The sequence below is a fragment of the Pseudomonas sp. BN607 genome (assembly GCF_029871175.1).
In the GTDB taxonomy this organism is placed as follows: Bacteria; Pseudomonadota; Gammaproteobacteria; order Pseudomonadales; family Pseudomonadaceae; genus Aquipseudomonas.
The window spans coordinates 19,625-39,757 of the sequence record NZ_SSOE01000055.1; the positions used below are offsets into that span (position 1 = coordinate 19,625).

Sequence of the window (20,133 nt, forward strand, 5' to 3'; positions counted from 1 at the left end):
CCCCACAAACGCTTGCGAGCCGCACAAAAGTTGCAAGATCACGCGCTCAGAAAAACATCGAAAGTACTGCGCCAAAGCCTCTGACCAGCATTGTGCAAGGCCCACCATCAGCAATACTTCAGTGGCTTCCCTAACTATGTTCCCACGCTTGAAGACTACTTTGCGTTGCGTCTCCCGCACTGCCCTGCTGCGCTGGGCAACGGCCGGGCTGTGGGTGGCCTCGCTGGGGGCCAATGTGGCGCTGTACCTGGCCAGCCAGGCGATCCCGGCCAGCTTGCTGCTGCTGCAACTGGCCGCCACGGTGGGCGCCGCCGTGCAGCTGGGCCTGGGCGCCAGGTCGATCAGCCTGCGCCCGGCAGAGCTGGCCGAGCGCATGCTCAAGGTGCAGGAAGATGAACGCCAGCACCTGAGCCGGGAGCTGCACGACGACATCGGCCAGTCGCTCACCGCCGCCAAGCTGCAATTGCAATGGCTGCAACGGCGCATGCCTGACGAACTGCAAGGCCACTGCGACGCCCTGCGCAACACCCTGGATGACACCCTGGGCAACGTGCGCGACGTATCCGCCCTGCTCAACCCCCGGCAGCTGGCCAGCCTTGGCCTGGAACCCAGCCTGCGCGCCCATCTGGTACGTACCCTGGCCAGCTCCAGCGTGCATTGGAGCCTGGCTTGCAACCAGCGCCTGGGCGGCATTGACGAGGCTGTGGCCATGGCCGTGTTCCGTATCACCCAGGAGGCGGTTACCAACATGCTGCGTCACGCCAAGGCACACAACCTGGTCATCCGCCTGCAGCGCACGCCCGAGGGGCTGGCGTTGGCGATCCACGACGATGGCGTCGGCTTTGTGCCCGCTCGCCACCCGGCCGAGGCTGGCCAGCGCGGCCTGGCCGGCATGCAGGAGCGGGTAACCGCGCTGCAGGGTAGCCTCGACATCACCAGCCAGCCTGGCCTCGGCACGCAGATCGAGGCGGTGTTTCCATGGCCGCCGCGCACCCAGCAACGCGCCCGGAGTAGTGCCGCCCATGACCTATAGACTGCTGCTGGTAGACGATCACTCGCTGATCCGCGCCGGGGTGCGCGCGCTGGTCTGCGACATCCCGGGCTATGAAGTGATCGGTGAAGCCGACGATGGCAGCCAGCTGCTGGACCAGGTTCGCACGCTGGCGCCTGACATTGTCTTGCTGGACATCTCGATGCGTTCGACCAGCGGCCTGGATGCCCTCACTCACCTGCGGGCCAGCGGCAACACCTGCAAGGTGCTGATCCTTTCGATGCATACCGACCCGGACCTGATCATGCGCGCTCTGGAAAGCGGTGCCCACGGCTATTTGCTCAAGGACACCAGCGCCACCGAACTGGAGCAAGCACTGGTGGCAGTGCGCAACGGCGAGCGCTACCTAAGCCCGGCCATCGCCCACACGGTCATCAACCAGGCACTGCGGCACTCCAGGCAGGGCAAGCCAGTGGCCGGCGAACGGCACACACTGACTGCGCGGCAGCTGGAAATCCTGCGCCTCATCGTGCGGGGTAAATCGACCCGGGAAATCGCTGCGGGCCTGAGCCTTTCAATCAAGACCGTGGAAACCCACCGCTCGCAGATCATGAAGCGCCTGCAGATTCATGACGTGGCAGGCCTGGTGCTGTTCGCCGTGCGCGAAAAGATCATCAGCCTGGACGACTGAGCAACGGCGACCCGGCCGGCAAGTGCAGGCGCAACGCTGCGGGCCGGGCCTGAAAGCGCAGGTTGTCAGCCTGCAAGGGTTCGCCATCGAGGTTGATATCCAGCCCCTGAGAGCTCTTGATCTCGACCCAAGGCAACCTCGCCCGGACGAAAAGGCCATCGCCAGCCAACAGGTCGCGTAACGCCCCGACCACCTCTTGCGGTGCAGGGAGGATGGCGATATCCAGCAAGCCGTCGTTGACCACCGCCTCGGGGCACAGCACTTGCCCTCCGCCAGCCTGGCGGCCATTACCGATACCCAGCGCCAGCAGTGGCCCCTGCCAGTGAAATTCCGGCCCTTGCAGCTCTACCGACGCGGCCTGCAGTTCACTGAAGCGCGACAAGCCGGTGAACAGGTAGGCAGCAGCACCCAGCACTTTCTTCAGGTCTTCGGAGGTATTGGCCGTGACCTGGCTGCCAAAGCCGCCCGTGGCCATGTTCAGGAACAGTTGGTCGCCGGCCTGCCCCAGGTCTATCGGCTGCGGGTCGACATTCAGCAGGGCCAGCGCCGAAGCTGGCTCCAGGGGGATGCCGGCAGCCTTGGCGAAATCGTTGGCCGTGCCCAGCGGCAGCAAGACCAGGCTGGCATCGGTACCCGCCTGGCCCATGGCCTCGGCCACATCACGCAACGTGCCATCGCCACCACCGGCGACGATATGCGTGTAGCCCGCCGCCAGCGCCTCGGCCACCAGGCGCTGGGCGTCACCCGCCTCCCAGGTAACCCGCACATCGAGCACCCAGCCGCTGTCGCGCAGGTCGCTCACGGCACTGCGCAACTCTTCGTTCATTGCCTGCTTGCCATGCAGGACCAGCATTGCCTTGCGCTCTTGCATGTGCGCGTCTCCGTGAAGTTGGCCAACCCCTATCTCGACCACAGGCATACAGGGATCGTTGCATGCGCCCCAAAAAACAGGGTCTCCGGGCTCAGGAAAATGCTGGCATTTTTCACACGGCCGGCAATGCGCGGCTATGCTCTGCTAATGAACCTTTGACAAGTTTTTGACCTGAGCAGGGAATCAACTCAGGCGAGTCAGCCTTTTGACTTTCCGATGCCCAGGCCTGCCTCGATCTTAGCCATGGACGCGCCTCCCGGCAGTGTTGCCTGAACACTGCCGCGGGCGCGTCTTGCCATCTGCTGCCGTCAATGAGGATTCCGGGTCATGCGCATTCTCTGGACACTGCCTTACCTGCCCTGGCCAACCACCAGCGGCAGCAAGACCCGGCAATACCACCTGATGCGTGCACTGGCCCAGCGCGGCCACCGGATTACCTTGCTGGTGCAGTCGAAAATCCCCCTCAACGACAGTGCGCGCGATGCCTTGGAACCGTTGCTCGAGCGCTTGATCGTTGTGCCGCGGCGGCCGCTGCACAGCCCGCTCAACCTGCTCGCGTCTCCGATCATCGACTACCCCATGCGGGCAATCATCAACGGCTTGTCGCCTTGCCTGCGGCACCGCTTCGAACAACTGCTGGACGAACCTTGGGACGTGATCCAGATCGAGCACAGCTACAGTTTCCAACCTTTCGAAAAGGCCCTGCAGGCCCGCAGTGTGCCCTACATGCTCAGCGAGCACACCCTGGAGTCGGTCATGGGTGGCGCCTGCCACGACCGCCTGCCGCTGTGGCTACGACCGCTCAACGCATTCGACCGCTGGCGCTACCGGCGCTGGGAGCACCGCGTGCTGCGCCAGCCCACCGAGCTGGTGGCAGTGAGTGCCCACGATGCCGAGCTGATTGCGCAGATCAGCGGGCGCCCGGTCAACGTGGTGGTCAATGGCGTGGACTGTGATTTCTATCAGCACGTACAACCTGCACTGCACAGCCAGCGCCTGTTGTTTGTCGGCAATTTTGAGTATGGCGCCAACCTGGAGGCCATAGAATGGGCGCTGGAAGATATCATGCCGCAAGTGTGGATGAGCAACCCTGCGGTTCGCCTGGCCATTGCCGGGCATGCCATGCCGGCCAGCTGGAAACTGCACTGGAACGACCCGCGCATCGAATGGTTTGGTTACCGCCCGGACCTGCGAGAGCTGCAACGGCGCTCGGCACTGTTCTTCGCCCCACTGCGCTACGCCGGTGGCTCTAAGGTGAAGATTCTCGAAGCGATGGCTGCCGGCTTGCCGGTGATCACCACCGGCAAAGGCGTTTCAGGCCTGGCTGCGAACAATGGCGAGCACTACCTGGGCAGTGATGATGGTGACCAACTGGCGTTGCTGATCACCCAACTGCTTAACCAGCCTTGGCGCATGAGCCAGTTGAGCGATGCCGGTCGCCAGTTCGCCCGCCAGCGTCACGACTGGAGCGTAGCCGCCCAGCAGCTGGAAAACGTGCACATGCGCCTGACCCAGACAGCGCCGGCCGAAGCCGCACCGCTGGGTGGTTCCTGGCTAGGCCGCTCAGCCAAGTAGCTCGCTGAAAGGGATGAAGGGGACGCTGTCGCCCGGTTTCGGCGTACTGCCTTCGCGCACTTCCACCAGCCCTTCGGCCCAGGCTGCGCTACGCAACACACCCGAGCTCTGGTTCTTGTAGATGCGCACCTGGCCCTGCTCGATGCGCGCACGCAAGTATTCGCGGCGCGTACCAGGCTTGGGCCAGTCAAAACCCGCCGGCATGTCGAAACGCAGGGGGGTCACATCGGCCACCCCCTGGCGCCGCAACAGGTACGGACGGGTCAGCAGGCCGAAGGTAACCAGGGTCGACGCTGGGTTACCCGGCAGGCCGATCACCGGCACACCCTGGAAGTGGCCAAAGGTCAGCGGCTTGCCCGGCTTGATCGCCAGCTTCCACAACGCCAGCTCACCGGCTTCGCGCAGGGCAGCCCCAAGGTAGTCGGCCTCGCCCACCGAAACCCCGCCGGTGGAGAGGATCAGGTCGACATCGCCCAACCCGGCCAGGCACGCGCGGGTGCGCGCCAGGTCATCGGGCAGGATCCCTGCGTCAACCACGTCGCAACCCAGCCGCTGCAACCAGCTGACCAGCAACCGGCGGTTGCTGTTGTAGATTTGCCCGGGGCCCAGCGGCAGGCCAGGCTCGACCAGTTCGTCACCTGTGGACAGCACCGCTACCTTCACCTTGCGCACCACGTCCAGGCTGCCATGCCCCAGGGTCGCAGCCAGGCCCAGTTCGATCGGGCCAAGGCGGGTGCCCGCGTTCATCACCTGTTCACCCTTGCGGGTTTCCTGGCCTTGTGGGCGAATGTTCTGTTCAGCCTGCAGCGCTTCAAGGAAGCGCACCCGGCCATCCTCGAGTACTTCGGTGTTTTCCTGCATCTCGACGCAGTCGGCACCTTCCGGCACGGGTGCACCGGTAAAGATCCGCGCACAAGTGCCCGGCTGCAGCGGCTGCGGCGCATGGCCGGCGAAAACCCGCTGGCTGACCTGCAGCGGCTCGCCGTGCCAGTCGGCCAGGCGCAACGCATAACCGTCCATGGCGCTGTTCGGCCAGGGCGGCAGGTCGAGCGAGGCCATCAGGTCGCAGGCCAACACGCGGCCTTCGGCCGCCGCCAGTGGCACGTTCTCGGTCTCCCGGATCGGTGCGGCCTCGGCCAACGCCAGCAGTTGCTCCAGGGCCTGCTCCACCGGCATCAGTGGCCGGGCCTGGCGGACCTCAGCCACGGCTGTCGCAGGCCGCTGCCTGCTTCAGGTGCGCCACGAAGTTGCACGGGCGATGGCGGGCGTCGAGCTGCTCGGCGAGGATACCGTCCCAACCGGTACGTACTGCATTGGTCGAGCCCGGCAGGCAGCACACCAGGGTGCCGTTGGCCAGCCCGGCGAGGGCTCGCGACTGCACCGTGGAGGTACCGATGTCGGGTACCGAAATCTGCCGGAACAGCTCACCAAAGCCGTCCACCTGCTTGTCCAGCAGGCAGGCCACGGCCTCGGGGGTGCTGTCGCGGCCGGTAAAACCAGTACCCCCCGTAATCAGCACCACCTGCACGGTGTCGTCGGCGATCCAGGTAGCGACCTGAGCGCGAATCTTGTACAAGTCGTCCTTGAGCAGCACGCGTTCGGCCAAACGGTGGCCGGCTGCGCTCAAGCGGTCGACGAACATCTGGCCGGAAGTGTCGGTGTCGAAAGTGCGGGTGTCGCTGACCGTGAGCACGGCGATGTTCAGCGGCACGAAGGGGGTATCTGCCTTGGCTTTCATGGGTGTCGGTCACCAGAAGATGGATGGCCGCAGTTATATCACAGCGCACCTTTTACCGCGTTGCGGCCGTCGGGGTTGCGCTGGGTCAAGAGCATGGATTTGTCGCTATGCTGCACTTGGAATGAACTTGCACTAACGTCTCGCGTCATAAATGTCATCCAGCACCATCGCACTTGGAGAAACACGATGATCAAACGGACCCTTCCTGCCTTTTTGCTCGCTTTGGGCCTGGGCGCTCTTGCCGGCTGCTCGACCCCAACCGTCATCACCCTCAACGATGGCCGCGAGATCCAGGCAACGGATAAACCGTCCTACGACGAAGACTCCGGCTTCTATGAATTCGAGCAACTGGATGGCAAGCGCACGCGCTTGAACAAGGACCAGATCCGCACCGTCAAGGAGCTCTGACCCGCGCCCCGTTTGGCAATCACCCTTTAAACAACAAGGGCTTGCCGGCCAAAACGGGATGCAGTAGGATTTTCTTCATCGGAGTGTAGCGCAGCCAGGTAGCGCGTCTCGTTCGGGACGAGAAGGCCGCAGGTTCGAATCCTGTCTCTCCGACCAGATCCTGCTCAATCAGCCCGCCTTGTGCGGGCTTTTTGTTGTCTCCGGGAAATGCATCAGCCGAGGTGCGGGCCTTGCCTCAGGCGCTTTGCGGCCCACCTCGACACCAGGCTCTGCCGGGGTCCGTGATGGGCCTGCAATCGCTTAAGCGGTCAGGCGCGAGGTCACTTCGCCCAGTTGCCCCGACAAGCCATGCAAACGCTGGCCGGCCTGTTCGGTATGCTGTACCGCTGCCTGGTTGGCCGTGGCGATACGGGTAATTTCGATCAGGTTGCGGGAAATGTCTTCGGCCACGCTGGTCTGCTCTTCGGCCGCCGTGGCGATCTGCCGGTTCATGTCGCGGATTGCTTCCACGGCCAGGGTAATGCGCTGCAGCATCTGCCCGGCCTGCTCGACCTGTTCAGCCCCTTCCTGGCTGCGCTGCTGGCCACTTTCGATGGCCTTGACCGCTTCCACCGCTCCCGACTGCACTGCTTCGATGATCTGGTGAATCTCGGCAATCGAGGCTGCCGTACGTTGGGCCAGGCTACGCACTTCATCTGCGACCACCGCGAACCCGCGCCCGGCTTCGCCGGCACGGGCCGCTTCGATGGCTGCGTTGAGCGCCAGCAGGTTGGTCTGCTCGGCAATGCCGCGGATCACCTCCAGTACTTTGCCAATGCGCGTGCTGTCATGCTCCAGGTCGCGGATCACCGCCGCCGTGCCGGCAATCTCGCGGTTGACCAGGCCAATGATGTCGATGGTTTGCTGCATCACCTGCTCGCCAGCCTGGGCGCTGTGGTCGGCGTCGTCCGCCGCGCGCGCAGCTTCGGCGGCGTGACGGGCGACTTCCTGGGCGGTGGCGGACATTTCGTGCATGGCCGTGGCCACCTGGTCGGTACGCTGGAACTGGTCGTGGGTGCCACGGGCCATGTCACCGGCAATGCTGCGCAACTGCCCACTGGCGCCTTCCAGTTCCTGGGCGTTGTCCTGCAGCCGGCCAACGGTGTCGGCCAGGAAGTCACGCAAGGTATTGGCTGCCCGCGCCAGGCGCCCCAGCTCGTCCTCGCGACGGCTGTCGACCCGCGCGGCAAAACGGCCCTGGCTGAGCTGCGCAACGTACTCGATCAACTGGCGAATCGGCTCGATCAGGTTACGGTTGAGCAGCCACAGGCTGAGCAGTCCCACCAGTAGCGCCGACGCCAGCATCACCAGCACGCCCAGCCAGACCGTGCGCTCGGCACTGGCACTGATGCTGGCTGCACGCTGGCGGGCATCGCCACGCAATTGCTCGACCAGTTCGCTCATCTGCTCACTGGCGGCGCGGTCCACCCCCTTCACTGCCTGGTCGCCGGCTACCGGGTCGCCCCCCGCAGCGATAAACGCCTGGCGGCCCTGCTCATAGGCACGGCCCAACTGCTGGTGGCTGTCACGCAATTGCTGCAGCGGCGCCTTGAGGCTGGCGTCGCTGCTGTCGATCAACTGCCCCAGCAGCTGTTGCACCTGTTGCTCACGCGCCTGGAACTGCTGCCAGTACTTGTCCAGCTCGGCCGGCTGGCGCCCGCGCAGCAGCACGTTCTTCCATTCCTGGACCTGGATCTTGAACTGCAGGTTGGCTTCGTCGATCAATTGCGAAGCCCGCAGAGGCCCGTCGACCAGCTCGGCATAACCGCGCACGCTGGACGACAGGAACTGGAAACACACCAGGGCGATCAGCAGCATCGCCACCAGGCTGCCACCGAGCAGCGAGAGAATTTGCACTCTGAGGGATTTACGCAACATCGAGGGTCTCGGAACCAGAGGGGAAGGCTGAGGCCGCTGGGCGGCCCCCATGACTGGCAGGCCAAAAAAAAGCTGCCATCAAGCAATGGCAGCCAGGTCGAGCACTTACGCAACAGTTGGGGCAGATACTCTCAAGCAATTGCTACAGAAATATTACAAAGCCACGACATCCTAGCCACTGGTGAACTGCAAAGCCGCCAGCCGTGCATACAGCGGGCTGTCTTCGATCAACTGACGGTGGGTACCCACTGCCACCAGCCGGCCCTGGTCGATGACCGCGATGCGTTCGGCATGCTGTACGGTGGCCAGGCGATGGGCGATGACCAGCGTGGTACGCCCGGCCATCAGGCTGGGTAATGCTTGCTGGATCAGGTATTCGCTTTGCGCGTCGAGTGCGCTGGTGGCTTCGTCCAGCAACAGGATCGGCGCATCGACCAGCAAGGCCCGGGCAATCGCAAGGCGCTGACGCTGGCCACCGGACAGGCCTATGCCGCCCTCCCCCAGCGGTGTCTGGTAGCCCTGCGGTAATTGCCGGATGAATTCGTCGGCATGGGCACCGCGGGCCGCAGCTTCGACTTCGGCCAATGTCGCGGCGGGCCGGCCATAGCGGATGTTGGCCTCGACGGTGCCACGAAACAGCGCGGGGTTCTGGGCAACGAGGGCGAACTGTTGGCGCAGCTGGTCCGGGTGCAGTTCGGTCAGCGGCTGGCCATCGAGCAGGATGCGCCCTTGCTGAGGGTCGTAAAAGCGCAGCAACAGGTCGAAGAAGGTCGACTTGCCGGCCCCAGAAGGGCCTACCAAGGCAACGGTCTGCCCGGGTTCGATGGCCAGGCTCAGACCGTCGACCGCCGCCACCGTGGGCCGTGACGGATAGGCGAACACCACCTCCTCAAGTTCGATACGCCCGCGGGCCCGCTGCTGGGGCAGCACCTGTGCAGCGGCGGGAGGCAAGATGGCACTGCGCGCCGCCAGCAGTTCGGCAATGCGCTCGGCGGCGCCCGCGGCACGCTGCAGCTCGCCGATCACCTCGCTGAGGGTGCCGAAGGCGCTGCCGACAATCAGGCTGTAAAACACGAATGCCGCCAGCTCGCCTGCGGAAATCCGCCCAGCGATCACATCCATGCCACCGACCCACAGCATCACCCCCACGGCGCCCAGCACCAACACGATCACCAGGGTGATCAGCCAGGCACGCTGGGCGATCCGCTTGCGCGCCACATCAAATGCCGCTTCGACCGTACCGGCAAACAGTTGGCGGTCGTGCGCCTGGTGGTTGTAGGCCTGCACGGTCTTGATCTGCCCAAGGGTCTCAGCCACATAGCTGCCCACATCGGCAACCCGGTCCTGGCTCTGCCGCGACAGGCTGCGGACCCGGCGCCCGAACAGCAAAATCGGCGCCAGCACCAGTGGCAATGCCACGACCACAATGCTGGTGAGCTTGGGATTGGTGATGAACAGCAGCACCACACCGCCGATGACCATCAACGCATTGCGCAAGAACATCGACAGCGACGAACCAATGACCGATTGCAGCAGGGTGGTGTCTGCCGTCAGCCGCGACTGGATCTCCGAGCTGCGGTTGTCTTCGAAAAAGCCCGGATGCAGGCCGATCAGGTGGTCGAACACGGCACGCCGGATGTCCGCCACGCAGCGCTCGCCAATCCACGACACCAGGTAGAAGCGGCTGAAGGTGCCCACCGCCAGGGCCAGCACCAGCAGCAGGAACAGCCCGATAGTCTGGTTGAGCTGGTGTGCGGAGCGGGTCATGAAGCCTTGGTCTACCAACAGGCGGATGCCCTGGCCCATCGACAGGGTGATGGCAGCAGTCACCACCAGCGCCAGCAAGGCCAGCAGCACCTGCCTGCGGTATGGGCGAACGAACTGCCAGGCCAGGCGCAAGGCGCGGCGTTGACGCGGGGAAACCGATTCGGGCATGACGACGACCACAGTGGTGGAGAAGCCGCAGACTACCACTCATCAGCGCCCGGGGAACGCTCGCTGGCTGCTATAGCCTATTGATCTAACCAGGCTCTGGAGCTTTCACCGCGTTTCTGTTGGACTGGTACTGCCGTGATACGGGCATCGTCACAGGCCAGTCACGGTGCAAGGCTACCCTGAGCTTCCACCTGATGAGGAGACCATGCATGAGCTTGCAGCATAGCAGCGACAACCAGCAGCCCCGGCCGACCCCGCAACCACAGGTGTGCGGTTCGATCATCGACGCCCAGGGGCGCGAGGTACCGATCACTGAGCAGATGATCCAGCAGGCGTGCAAAGCCCTGGAACAAAGCCGGGCCGAGCGTGTACGCAAAGGTTGATCGGCGAATTCCTTGTAACCCGGCGCTTGCGCCGGGTTTTTATTTGCCTGGATACGGTGCTATCAGACCACTACCCCACCCAGGGCACTGACCAGTTGCGCCAGCTGCGGCGACTCGCCACGCAGGCGCACTGCCAAGCCCTCGATCTCGCGCCGCGGCGGGTATTGCTTGCGCAACTGGTCGAACGCCGCGCGCTGTTGCTGCGGGTCATCGCTCAGGCTGCGGCGGAAGTCGGCATCATCGCGACGCGGGTCGTAGACGGCGCGGCATAGCGTAGCCAAGGCCCAGGCCGGGTCGGCAGCAGCATCCAGCTCAATTTGCGCCAGCGGCGGTCGCGGGAGAAGGTCGGCCAGTTGTACCTGCTCGTCCACCTCCAGGAAGCGGCACAGCGCCTGGTAGATCTGCGCCGTACCGCGCTGGCGGCCATCGAGGCTATAGCCGGCGATGTGCGGCGAAGCCAGTGTGCACAGGTCGGCCAGTTGCAGGTCGACTTGCGGCTCGCCTTCCCACACATCCAGCACCGCATGTACGTCTTCACGGTCCAGCAGCAGCTCGCGCAGGGCGGCGTTGTCCACCACCGGGCCACGGCTGGCATTGACCAGCCAGGCACCCGGGCGCAACTGCTTCAGTTGCGCCTGGCCCAGCAGGTGCCAGGTCGGGTGCTCGCCGCCACGTTGCAATGGGGTATGCAGACTGATCACATCGCACTGCTGGAGGATGGTTTCGAGGCTGACATAGTCACCGCCCTCGGCGGCCTGACGCAGCGGGTCGCACACCAGCACTTTCCAGCCCAGGCCGTGCAGCACCCGCACCAGGCGGCCCCCTACCTCACCTGCCCCGACCACACCGTAAACACGCTGGGGCAGCGCCACGCCGTCCAGCTCGGCCAGGGTCAGCAGACTGCCCAGCACATAGTCGACCACGCCACGGGCGTTGCAGCCTGGTGCGCTGCTCCAGCGGATGCCGGCTTCGGCAAAGTAGTCCAGGTCGAGGTGATCGGTACCGATGGTGCAAGTGCCGACGAAGCGTACGCGGCTACCTTCGAGCAATTGCCGGTCGACCTTGGTTACCGAGCGCACCAGCAGGATATCGGCGTCCTTGACGCTGTCGGCATCGAGACTTCGGCCGGGGTAGCGGCGTATTTCACCGAAACCCTGGAAGAAGGCATCGAGCAGCGGGATGTTCTCGTCGGCAACTATCAGCATGGCGCTCTCCTGTCTGGGGAACGCAGTGTAGGCGCAACGTCGGGCGTGTTCCAGAGCGCTTCAGTCGGCTTTCTTGCGGATCCAGTAAAGGAAGGTGCCGGCGTCCTCTTGCTGTTGCAGCAGTTCGTGACCGAGGAAGTTGCAGAATTTGGGGATATCGCGACGGGTCGACGGGTCGGTGGCGATGACCTTGAGCAGGCCGCCGGCGGCCAGATTGCGTACGTGCTGGTGCAGCATCATGACGGGTTCCGGGCAGTTCAGGCCGGTGGCATCGAGGATGGCGTCGGGGGTGAAATCGGTCATGGGGAGCTCCGAAAATGATCGCTATTGTCGCGCATAGCGCCACGCGGTCCAAGGGGGGTCAGAGGCATGCGCTCAGTTGTGTGTGAACGTTGAGACCGAGCGCCGCGCGGGCGGCGCTGGTTCTCAATCCAAACCACACATGCAAGCCATCTACCCGTACCCGAAACGCTCAACGTGCCTTCAAATCGAGCCGCCGTAGGTGGCACGTCACTTCTTCACGGTCGTGATACAGCTGCTTGCAAGCAATCGAAACCCGAATCTTGCGCGCCTTGAACGTCGCCTCCATACGATCGAGCAACCGCCGCACCTCGGCATAACGCTGCTTCATCGGCAACTTCAGGTTGACCACCGCCTCGCGGCACAGCCCCTCACCCAGCCAGGTTTCAATCAGCGAGGTGGTACGCGCCGGCTTTTCAACGATATCGCACACCATCCAGTCCACCGGCTGCTTCGGCTGCCATGTAAAGCCATCGGCCATCAGGTGCTGCACCAGCCCGGTATCCATCAGGCTCTCGGCCATCGGCCCGTTGTCGATGGCCGTCACCAGCATGCCGCGCCGCACCAGCTGGTAGGTCCAGCCACCCGGCGAAGCCCCGAGGTCGACGCCAGTCATGTCATCCCCCAGCCGCTGATCCCACTGTTCACGCGGAATGAACTGGTGCCAGGCCTCTTCCAGCTTGAGGGTCGAACGGCTGGGTGCTTCTCGAGGGAATTTCAGCCGCGGGATGCCCATCGGCCACAGCGCGCTGTTGTTGACAGGGGCAATACCGGCAAATACCCGCCGGCCGCTGATGAAGGTGAGCAGCAGGCGGGGGCGGCTGGTGTCGTCAACCAGGCGGCCGGCCTTTTCCAGGGCCTTGCGCAGCGGCACTTCGAACTTGCGGCAGAAGGTGGACAACTCCTTGCCCTCGTTGCTGTCCAGCACCTCCAGCCACAGGCTGCCGAACACCGGCAAGTCGGCCAGGTGTGCCAGCAGGACACTGATACGGTCGGTTTCCGGCAGCTCGACAAATCCACCACGGGCCCACTGCCGCGGGAAAATCAGCTGGTTGAAACGCAGCTCCCCCATCAAGCGCTCGGCACCGACCTCCTCGCTGCAGACAAACTCGGCACTGGCACTTTGCGGCTTGCCTTTGGCATAGCCAGCAACACCCAGGCGGGCGGCGTGTTCGCTGATTTCAGCGCAAACCTCACCCTCGAAACCGGGCCGGCAATGCATGAACAGGGTATTCATCTCTCACTCCACTACGGCTGGCGCGCAACAGGCGCCGGCAGGGCGGCGATGATAAAGGAAGTTCGGAACCAGCGACACGCCCCGCCGGTCCAGAAAAGGGTCAGGTGGCCTAAACCGGTCTAACCTGACCATTCAGCCTAGGTCCGTGCCGTGCGGACCGAAACTAAACGGTGCCACTGGCAAACCATACGAGTTGCCGGGCACCGGCGCAGAAGGAGTTGGCAATGCCCTCGCTCGATAGCCTGAACACCCTCAAGCCGCTCAAGGTCGGCGACAAGACCTACCATTACTTCAGCCTCACCGAAGCCGCCCGCCAGCTGGGTGACCTGCAACACCTGCCCATGTCGCTGAAGGTGCTGCTGGAAAACCTGCTGCGCTGGGAAGACGGCCAGACTGTAACCCGCGATGACCTGGGTGCCCTCGCCCAGTGGCTGAAAGAGCGCCGCTCAGACCGCGAAATCCAGTACCGCCCGGCTCGGGTGCTGATGCAGGACTTCACCGGCGTACCGGCGGTGGTCGACCTGGCAGCCATGCGTGCCGCCATGGCCAAGGCCGGTGGCGACCCACAACGTATCAACCCGTTGTCGCCCGTTGACCTGGTGATCGACCACTCGGTGATGGTCGACCACTACGGCACGCCGCAGGCCTTCGGCGAAAACGTCGACATCGAAATGCAGCGCAACGGCGAGCGCTACGCGTTCCTGCGCTGGGGCCAGAGCGCCTTCGACAATTTCCGCGTAGTACCACCGGGTACCGGTATCTGCCACCAGGTCAACCTGGAATACCTCGGCCGCACCGTCTGGACCCGAGAGGCCGACGGCTGCACCTACGCCTTCCCCGATACCCTGGTGGGCACCGACTCGCACACCACCATGATCAACGGCCTTGGCGTGCTCGGCTGGGGGGTTGGCGGCATCGAGGCAGAAGCGGCCATGCTCGGCCAGCCAGTGTCGATGCTGATCCCCGAAGTGATCGGCTTCAAGCTGACCGGCAAGCTGCGTGAAGGCATCACCGCCACCGACCTGGTGCTGACGGTAACGCAGATGCTGCGCAAAAAGGGTGTGGTGGGCAAGTTCGTCGAGTTCTACGGCGACGGCCTGGCCGAACTGCCGCTCGCCGACCGCGCGACCATCGCCAACATGGCACCGGAATACGGCGCTACCTGCGGTTTCTTTCCGGTCGATGATGTCACCCTCGACTACCTGCGCCTCTCGGGCCGCCCCGAAACGACCGTGCAACTGGTCGAGCAGTACTGCAAGGCCCAGGGCATGTGGCGCCTGCCCGGCCAGGAGCCGCTGTTCAGCGACACGCTGGCGCTGGACATGCACGAGGTCGAAGCGAGCCTGGCCGGGCCCAAGCGGCCTCAGGACCGTGTGGCACTGGGCCAGGTCAGCCAGGCCTTCGACCACTTCATCGAACTGCAACCCAAACCGCTGGCCAAGGAGGTGGGTCGCCTGGAAAGCGAAGGGGGTGGCGGTGTGGCAGTCGGCAACGCCGACCAGGCCGGCGAGATCGACTACAGCCATCAAGGCCAGACCCACACCCTGCGCGATGGCGCCGTGGTGATCGCCGCGATCACCTCGTGCACCAACACCTCCAACCCCAGTGTGATGATGGCTGCCGGCCTGGTGGCGAAAAAAGCCCTGGAGAAGGGCCTGCAACGCAAACCCTGGGTCAAGAGCTCGCTGGCGCCGGGTTCCAAGGTGGTTACCGAGTACTTCAATGCCGCCGGGCTCACCCCCTACCTTGATCAACTGGGTTTTGACCTGGTCGGCTATGGTTGCACCACGTGCATCGGCAATTCCGGGCCACTGGACGAGGCCATCGAGAAGGCCATCGGCAGCGCCGACCTCACCGTGGCCTCGGTGCTGTCCGGCAACCGCAACTTCGAAGGCCGCGTGCACCCGCTGGTGAAGACCAACTGGCTGGCCTCGCCACCGCTGGTAGTGGCTTACGCGCTGGCCGGTAGCGTGCGCGTGGACCTGACCCGCGACCCGTTGGGTACCGGCAAGGACGGCAAAGCGGTGTACCTGCGCGATATCTGGCCAAGCCAGCAGGAAATTGCTGCGGCCGTGGCCAAGGTCGACACGGCAATGTTCCACAAGGAATACGCCGAAGTGTTCGCCGGGGATGCGCAGTGGCAGGCTATCGAAGTGCCACAGGCCGCCACCTACGTGTGGCAGGCTGATTCCACCTACATCCAGCACCCACCGTTCTTCGAAGGCATTGGTGGGCCGCCACCCGCCATCGCCGACATCCACGGCGCGCGCGTGCTGGCGCTCTTGGGCGACTCGGTGACCACCGACCACATCTCCCCGGCCGGCAACATCAAGGCCGACAGCCCGGCGGGGCGCTACTTGCGCGAACAGGGTGTAGAACCACGCGACTTCAACTCCTATGGGTCGCGGCGCGGCAACCATGAAGTGATGATGCGCGGCACCTTTGCCAACATCCGTATCCGCAACGAAATGCTGGCAGGCGAGGAAGGCGGCAACACCTTGCACGTGCCCACAGGGGAAAAACTGTCGATCTATGACGCGGCCATGCGTTACCAGCAGGAAGGTACCCCGCTGGTTGTGATCGCCGGGCAGGAATATGGCACCGGCTCCAGCCGCGACTGGGCAGCCAAAGGCACCAACCTGCTGGGGGTCAAGGCGGTGCTGGCGGAAAGCTTCGAGCGTATTCACCGCTCCAACCTGGTGGGCATGGGCGTATTGCCGCTGCAGTTCACCGCCGGGCACGACCGCAAGCAACTGGGGCTGACCGGCAAGGAGCAAATCGATGTGCTGGGCCTGGACGGTGCGCAGGTGCGCCCAGGGATGAGCCTGACGTTACGCATCACCCGCGAGGATGGCCAACAGGAACAGATCGAGGTGCTGTGCCGGATTGATACCTTGAATGAGGTGGCGTACTTCAAGGCAGGGGGGATTCTGCATTACGTGCTGCGACAGATGATCGCCGGCTGAGGCTGGGAGGTACGGCTGGAGATTTGCGGCGCTCTCGAGACCGAGCGCCGCGCGGGCGGCGCTCGATTTCACAGGCGCCAGAGCTCCAGCGCCGAACCAAACGCAGCCACGTTAAATATTCATTCAATAAAACCAGTGGCTTGCCGATACCTGTCGAAAGCCCTGCGGACTATCACCCCATGCGTAACAACCAGCCGATTACCCAGCGAGAACGGACTTTCCCTGCTCAGCAGCGGTTGATCTCCACCACCAACGCCAAGGGCGTGATCACCTACTGCAACGATGACTTCGTCGATATCAGTGGCTTCACCCGCGAGGAACTGATCGGCGCGGCCCACAACCTGGTACGCCACCCCGACGTCCCGCCTGCGGTGTTCGCCCACATGTGGCAGACCCTCAAGCAGGGCCAGCCGTGGATGGGGATCGTCAAGAACCGCTGCAAGTCCGGCGACCATTATTGGGTCAACGCCTACGTCACGCCAATCTTCGATAACAACCAAGTGGTCGGCTTCGAGTCGGTGCGGGTCAAGCCGACCGCCGAACAGATCCGCCGCGCCGAAGCCCTGTACCAGCGCATCAACCAGAACAAGCCGCCTGTGCCGCGCCGTGACAAGTGGCTGCCGGTGCTGCAGGACTGGCTGCCGTTCATCCTCATCAGCCAGGTAGGCTTCCTGATTGGCAACTGGCTGGGCCATTCCTGGGGCTTTGTCTTGGCTGCCGGGCTTTCGGTACCGCTGGGGCTGCTCGGCCTGGGCTGGCAGCAGCGCGGCCTCAAGCGCCTGTTGCGCCTGGCCGAACAAACCACCTCCGACCCGCTGATCGCGCAGATGTACACCGACAGCCGTGGCGTGCAGGCGCGCCTGGAAATGGCCATGCTTAGCCAGGACGCACGCATGAAGACCTGCCTGACCCGCCTGCAGGACAGCGCCGAACACCTCAGCGACCAAGCGCGCCAGTCCGATGCACTGGCACACAAGAGCTCCTCCGGGCTGGAGCGCCAGCGCGTGGAGACCGAGCAGGTCGCAGCCGCCGTCAACCAGATGGCCGCCACCACCCAGGAAGTCGCCAACCACGTGCAGCGCACTGCCGACGCCACCCAGGAAGCAAACCGCTTGACCAGCCAGGGCCGGCAGATTGCCGGGGAAACCCGCGAGGCCATCGAGCGCCTGTCGGCAGCAGTAGGCGAAACCGGCCAGACGGTCACGCAACTGGCCAAGGACAGCGACGAAATTGGTGGTGTGGTCGACGTGATCAAGGGCATCGCCGACCAGACCAACCTGCTGGCACTGAACGCGGCCATCGAAGCGGCGCGTGCTGGGGAAATGGGCCGTGGCTTTGCCGTGGTGGCCGATGAAGTACGCCAGTTGGCCCAGCGTACGGCCGAATCCACCGGGCAGATCCACGGCCTGATCGCCAAGCTTCAGCAAACCGCCAGCAATGCCGTACTGACCATGGAAACCGGCCACCGTCAGGCGCAGGAAGGTGTCGAGCGGGTGATGCAGGCTGACGAGGCACTGGTAGGGATCAGCGAAGCGGTAGCCAACATCACCGACATGGCCACCCAGATTGCCGCCGCGACCGAAGAACAGACCGCAGTGGCTGACGAGATCAGCCGCAACATCAGCACCATCGCCGAACTGGCCGACCAGACCGCCGAACAGGCGCAGCATTCGGCACTGCTGAGCGAAGAGCTGACCAGCACGGCAGGCACTCAGTATTCACTGGTGGAGCGGTTCAACCGCTGACCACAGGGTTGCGCGGCCGCTTCTGCAGCGACCGCGCAAGCCACCCTGCCCGGGTTACCAGTCGAGGCTCAGACGGCTCTCGAAATAGCGCTCTTCGCCATTCAACGGATCGGTGAACCGCAGACTTTGCGCCAGCAGTTTCAACGGCCGCTGGTAGTCATCCTCTTCCTGGAGCAACTGCGGGTAAAACGGGTCATTGCTGATCCCTGCCCCCAACGCCGCCATGTGCACGCGCAACTGATGGGTCTTGCCGGTCACCGGCGACAACCCATACCGCCACAACTCACCGTTCTTTTCCAGCACCTCGGCCTGGGTTTCACTGTTGGCCTCGCCCTCAACCTCATGCATGCGGAAAAACGGCTCGCCATGTACCAGGCGGCTTCTGTGCACCAGCGGAAACGCATGCTGCGGCATGGCTGCAGCGATGGCCTGGTAGCGCTTGTCGATGCGTCGCTCGGGGAACAGCCGCTGATAAGCGCTGCGCGTGAGTGGGTTGGCGGAGAACAGCACAAGCCCGGCGGTATGCCGGTCAATGCGATGCAACGGCACCAGGTGCGGGTTATCCAGCCTGCGGATCAGGCGACGCAGCAAGGTCTGCTCGACATATTCACCTGTCGGCGTCACCGGCAGGAAATGCGGCTTGTCGGCTACCACCAGGTGCTCGTCCACATGCAGAACCACCTCCTGCACCGGGATCGGCCGCTCGTTCGGGACCTCTCGGAAGTAGTGCAAGCGCATGCCCCGCTTGTAGGGCAACTCGGCCACAATCGCCCGCCCCTCTGCATCCAGCACCCGGCCACGGGCAAAGCGGTCAAGCCATTGGGCGCGGTCGATGGCCTTGAAATGATCACACAGGCAATCGAGCACCGTCGCCCAGTTACCGGGTGGCAGGCACACCGTGCTGGCTTGCTGGCGGGCGGGGTCGAAAGGCGTGGTCATGGCAAGGCTCGAAACGTTCACGGCCGCGCATTATCGCCCAAGCGCGCGGCCTCAACCAGCCTGAGCCAGCGCCTCGCTGCGCTCCTTCAGCCAGCGCAGCACCTGCACCGGCTCCCAGCGGCCGGGGTCGTACAAGGCGTAGAGCAACCCCTGGTAACCGACCACATCCAGCCCACGGTGATAACCAGCCCGCTGGAACAGGGCTTCAATCTCGGCGAAGCAGGTATTGAAGTGGACCTTGCCGAACGGTGTGCGGTCATCGGTTACCAGGCCTTCGAGGCGCAGTTCCAGAACGGCGTCGGCCACCCGTTCTGCGGGCATGCGGTTGACGCTGTACTTAAGTTGCTCGACGTTGAGCATGGCTTTACCTCGATACTGTATTTATATACAGCATACGAACATCCCCTTGTTGCCGTCAATGCGCTTCATTGCAGCCCCGCCAGGTAGCCGCTGCCCTTGCGAACGGTCAGCACCTGCCGCCGCGGCGTGCCGCGCGCCACGGAAAGGTGCACCCACTTGTCGAATTCGAGAATGAGTTGATCGAACGGCACGCTGCTTTCGCTGATGCGCCGCACGGTTTCCCGCGGGCTGACCTCGATCACCGTGAAGTCCGCCGCCAGCCCATGTACATGCTGGCTGTTCGAAGCACCGCCGATCAGCCGGTTGACCTTATCGCTGCGGTATCCGCTGCTGACGATGATGGGCGCGTCGAACAATGCGCGTACCTGCTCCAGCGCACAACACAGCAGTTGCAGGTTGGCCCTGGCTTCAGGCGGGGGGGTGTTATCGAACCCGTCCCTGGCGGCAAGCTGGGAAACGGTCATTTCATCGAGCGTGAAATGTGGAGTGATCAACATGGCAGACTGTTCCGATGATGGCTAAGGACACCGGCAACTGTGCGCCGGCACCTGATCATCAGCTCGCATCAACCGCCATGGAGCAGGGTTGCATCTCCCCTGCCACTGTCATTGCCCCAGGAACGTCACCACCTGTTCGGCATCGAACGGCCAATGCAGTTCGGCACCGGTGTCGCAGCGACGCAACACTGGAATGATCAGGCCGTAGCGGTCGAACAAGTGGTCGGCTTCGGCGACATCGACCAGTTCTACCAACAGGCCATGATCGACGAAAGGCATCAGCACGGCCTCGGCCACTTCGCACAGGTGGCAGCCGAGGGTGCCGAACAGTTGGCATTCAGGCAGCATGGGGCAAGTCCGGTTTTGCATGCAGAG

At 63.9% G+C, this 20,133-nt stretch carries 19 protein-coding genes and 1 tRNA gene; 8 read left to right on the forward strand and 12 right to left on the reverse strand.

What is annotated here, in order from left to right:
* Positions 1-136: 136 nt before the first annotated feature.
* Both E8E68_RS13580 and E8E68_RS13585 read left to right on the forward strand, forming a co-directional pair.
* Entirely contained in the window at positions 137-1,033 is an 897-nt protein-coding gene (locus E8E68_RS13580; protein WP_266030993.1) for a sensor histidine kinase, read from the forward strand.
* Entirely contained in the window at positions 1,023-1,682 is a 660-nt protein-coding gene (locus E8E68_RS13585) for a response regulator transcription factor (RefSeq protein WP_266030877.1), read from the forward strand. The genes E8E68_RS13580 and E8E68_RS13585 overlap by 11 nt, the downstream gene beginning before the upstream one ends.
* Here the strand turns inward: E8E68_RS13585 and yegS are convergent.
* Positions 1,666-2,553, reverse strand: a complete 888-nt coding sequence (gene yegS, locus E8E68_RS13590) for a lipid kinase YegS (RefSeq protein ID WP_266030879.1) — start codon at positions 2,551-2,553, stop codon at positions 1,666-1,668. The two genes, E8E68_RS13585 and yegS, sit on opposite strands and share 17 nt — an antisense overlap.
* 327 nt (positions 2,554-2,880) lie before the next feature.
* Between yegS and E8E68_RS13595 the strand changes: the two genes are divergently transcribed.
* Positions 2,881-4,128 carry a glycosyltransferase family 4 protein gene (locus E8E68_RS13595; RefSeq protein ID WP_266030882.1) on the forward strand — a complete coding sequence of 416 codons (1,248 nt, stop codon included), beginning with the start codon at positions 2,881-2,883 and terminating at the stop codon, positions 4,126-4,128.
* Here E8E68_RS13595 and glp read toward each other — a convergent pair.
* Positions 4,117-5,304 (reverse strand): gephyrin-like molybdotransferase Glp, encoded by a 1,188-nt coding sequence (glp, locus tag E8E68_RS13600; protein ID WP_266030995.1) that lies wholly within the window; start codon positions 5,302-5,304, stop codon positions 4,117-4,119. The two genes, E8E68_RS13595 and glp, sit on opposite strands and share 12 nt — an antisense overlap.
* A gap of 22 nt (positions 5,305-5,326) precedes the next feature.
* Complete coding sequence (moaB, locus tag E8E68_RS13605; RefSeq protein ID WP_110745809.1) at positions 5,327-5,866, reverse strand: molybdenum cofactor biosynthesis protein B; 540 nt, start codon at positions 5,864-5,866, stop codon at positions 5,327-5,329.
* Between the two features lie 186 nt (positions 5,867-6,052).
* Between moaB and E8E68_RS13610 the strand changes: the two genes are divergently transcribed.
* Both E8E68_RS13610 and E8E68_RS13615 read left to right on the forward strand, forming a co-directional pair.
* Entirely contained in the window at positions 6,053-6,274 is a 222-nt protein-coding gene (locus tag E8E68_RS13610) for a YgdI/YgdR family lipoprotein (RefSeq protein ID WP_003248738.1), read from the forward strand.
* Between the two features lie 79 nt (positions 6,275-6,353).
* Positions 6,354-6,430, forward strand: a tRNA-Pro gene (locus E8E68_RS13615).
* A gap of 144 nt (positions 6,431-6,574) precedes the next feature.
* Here the strand turns inward: E8E68_RS13615 and E8E68_RS13620 are convergent.
* The gene (locus E8E68_RS13620) at positions 6,575-8,191 is read right to left on the reverse strand and encodes a methyl-accepting chemotaxis protein (protein WP_280342155.1); all 1,617 of its coding nucleotides are present in this window, start codon (positions 8,189-8,191) and stop codon (positions 6,575-6,577) included.
* A 171-nt stretch (positions 8,192-8,362) separates the two neighbouring features.
* Positions 8,363-10,126, reverse strand: coding sequence for an ABC transporter transmembrane domain-containing protein (locus E8E68_RS13625; RefSeq protein ID WP_280342157.1), 1,764 nt, complete (start codon positions 10,124-10,126; stop codon positions 8,363-8,365).
* 209 nt (positions 10,127-10,335) lie between these two features.
* Here E8E68_RS13625 and E8E68_RS13630 point away from each other — a divergent pair, with 209 nt between their 5' ends.
* Positions 10,336-10,509: a PA1571 family protein gene (locus E8E68_RS13630; RefSeq protein WP_177410763.1), complete on the forward strand. Its 174-nt coding sequence runs from the start codon at positions 10,336-10,338 to the stop codon at positions 10,507-10,509.
* A 62-nt stretch (positions 10,510-10,571) separates the two neighbouring features.
* On the opposite strand, the gene pdxB is transcribed toward E8E68_RS13630, so the two are convergent.
* The 3 genes from pdxB to rlmM all read right to left on the reverse strand — a co-directional run bounded on the left by pdxB (position 10,572) and on the right by rlmM (position 13,251).
* On the reverse strand, positions 10,572-11,714 hold the full coding sequence (gene pdxB, locus E8E68_RS13635) for a 4-phosphoerythronate dehydrogenase PdxB (RefSeq protein WP_266030891.1): 1,143 nt from the start codon (positions 11,712-11,714) through the stop codon (positions 10,572-10,574).
* Positions 11,715-11,774: 60 nt separating this feature from the next.
* Positions 11,775-12,017, reverse strand: a complete 243-nt coding sequence (tusA, locus tag E8E68_RS13640) for a sulfurtransferase TusA (protein ID WP_003248727.1) — start codon at positions 12,015-12,017, stop codon at positions 11,775-11,777.
* Positions 12,018-12,186: 169 nt separating this feature from the next.
* A complete protein-coding gene (gene rlmM / locus E8E68_RS13645; protein ID WP_280342164.1) occupies positions 12,187-13,251 on the reverse strand; it encodes a 23S rRNA (cytidine(2498)-2'-O)-methyltransferase RlmM in 1,065 nt (354 codons plus the stop codon).
* Positions 13,252-13,475: 224 nt separating this feature from the next.
* Between rlmM and acnA the strand changes: the two genes are divergently transcribed.
* Together acnA and E8E68_RS13655 are read left to right on the forward strand one after the other, a co-directional pair.
* On the forward strand, positions 13,476-16,217 hold the full coding sequence (gene acnA / locus E8E68_RS13650; RefSeq protein ID WP_280342167.1) for an aconitate hydratase AcnA: 2,742 nt from the start codon (positions 13,476-13,478) through the stop codon (positions 16,215-16,217).
* A gap of 179 nt (positions 16,218-16,396) precedes the next feature.
* On the forward strand, positions 16,397-17,962 hold the full coding sequence (locus E8E68_RS13655; protein ID WP_266030895.1) for a PAS domain-containing methyl-accepting chemotaxis protein: 1,566 nt from the start codon (positions 16,397-16,399) through the stop codon (positions 17,960-17,962).
* A gap of 54 nt (positions 17,963-18,016) precedes the next feature.
* Here the strand turns inward: E8E68_RS13655 and E8E68_RS13660 are convergent, their stop codons facing one another.
* The 4 genes from E8E68_RS13660 to E8E68_RS13675 form a co-directional block, all read right to left on the reverse strand.
* Positions 18,017-18,901 (reverse strand): pseudouridine synthase, encoded by an 885-nt coding sequence (locus E8E68_RS13660; RefSeq protein WP_280342171.1) that lies wholly within the window; start codon positions 18,899-18,901, stop codon positions 18,017-18,019.
* A 51-nt stretch (positions 18,902-18,952) separates the two neighbouring features.
* The gene (locus tag E8E68_RS13665) at positions 18,953-19,261 is read right to left on the reverse strand and encodes a transcriptional regulator (RefSeq protein WP_266030897.1); all 309 of its coding nucleotides are present in this window, start codon (positions 19,259-19,261) and stop codon (positions 18,953-18,955) included.
* Between the two features lie 65 nt (positions 19,262-19,326).
* A complete protein-coding gene (locus E8E68_RS13670) occupies positions 19,327-19,758 on the reverse strand; it encodes a D-Ala-D-Ala carboxypeptidase family metallohydrolase (RefSeq protein WP_266030899.1) in 432 nt (143 codons plus the stop codon).
* Positions 19,759-19,866: 108 nt separating this feature from the next.
* Positions 19,867-20,106, reverse strand: a complete 240-nt coding sequence (locus tag E8E68_RS13675) for a glutaredoxin family protein (protein ID WP_110745818.1) — start codon at positions 20,104-20,106, stop codon at positions 19,867-19,869.
* Positions 20,107-20,133 lie beyond the last annotated feature (27 nt).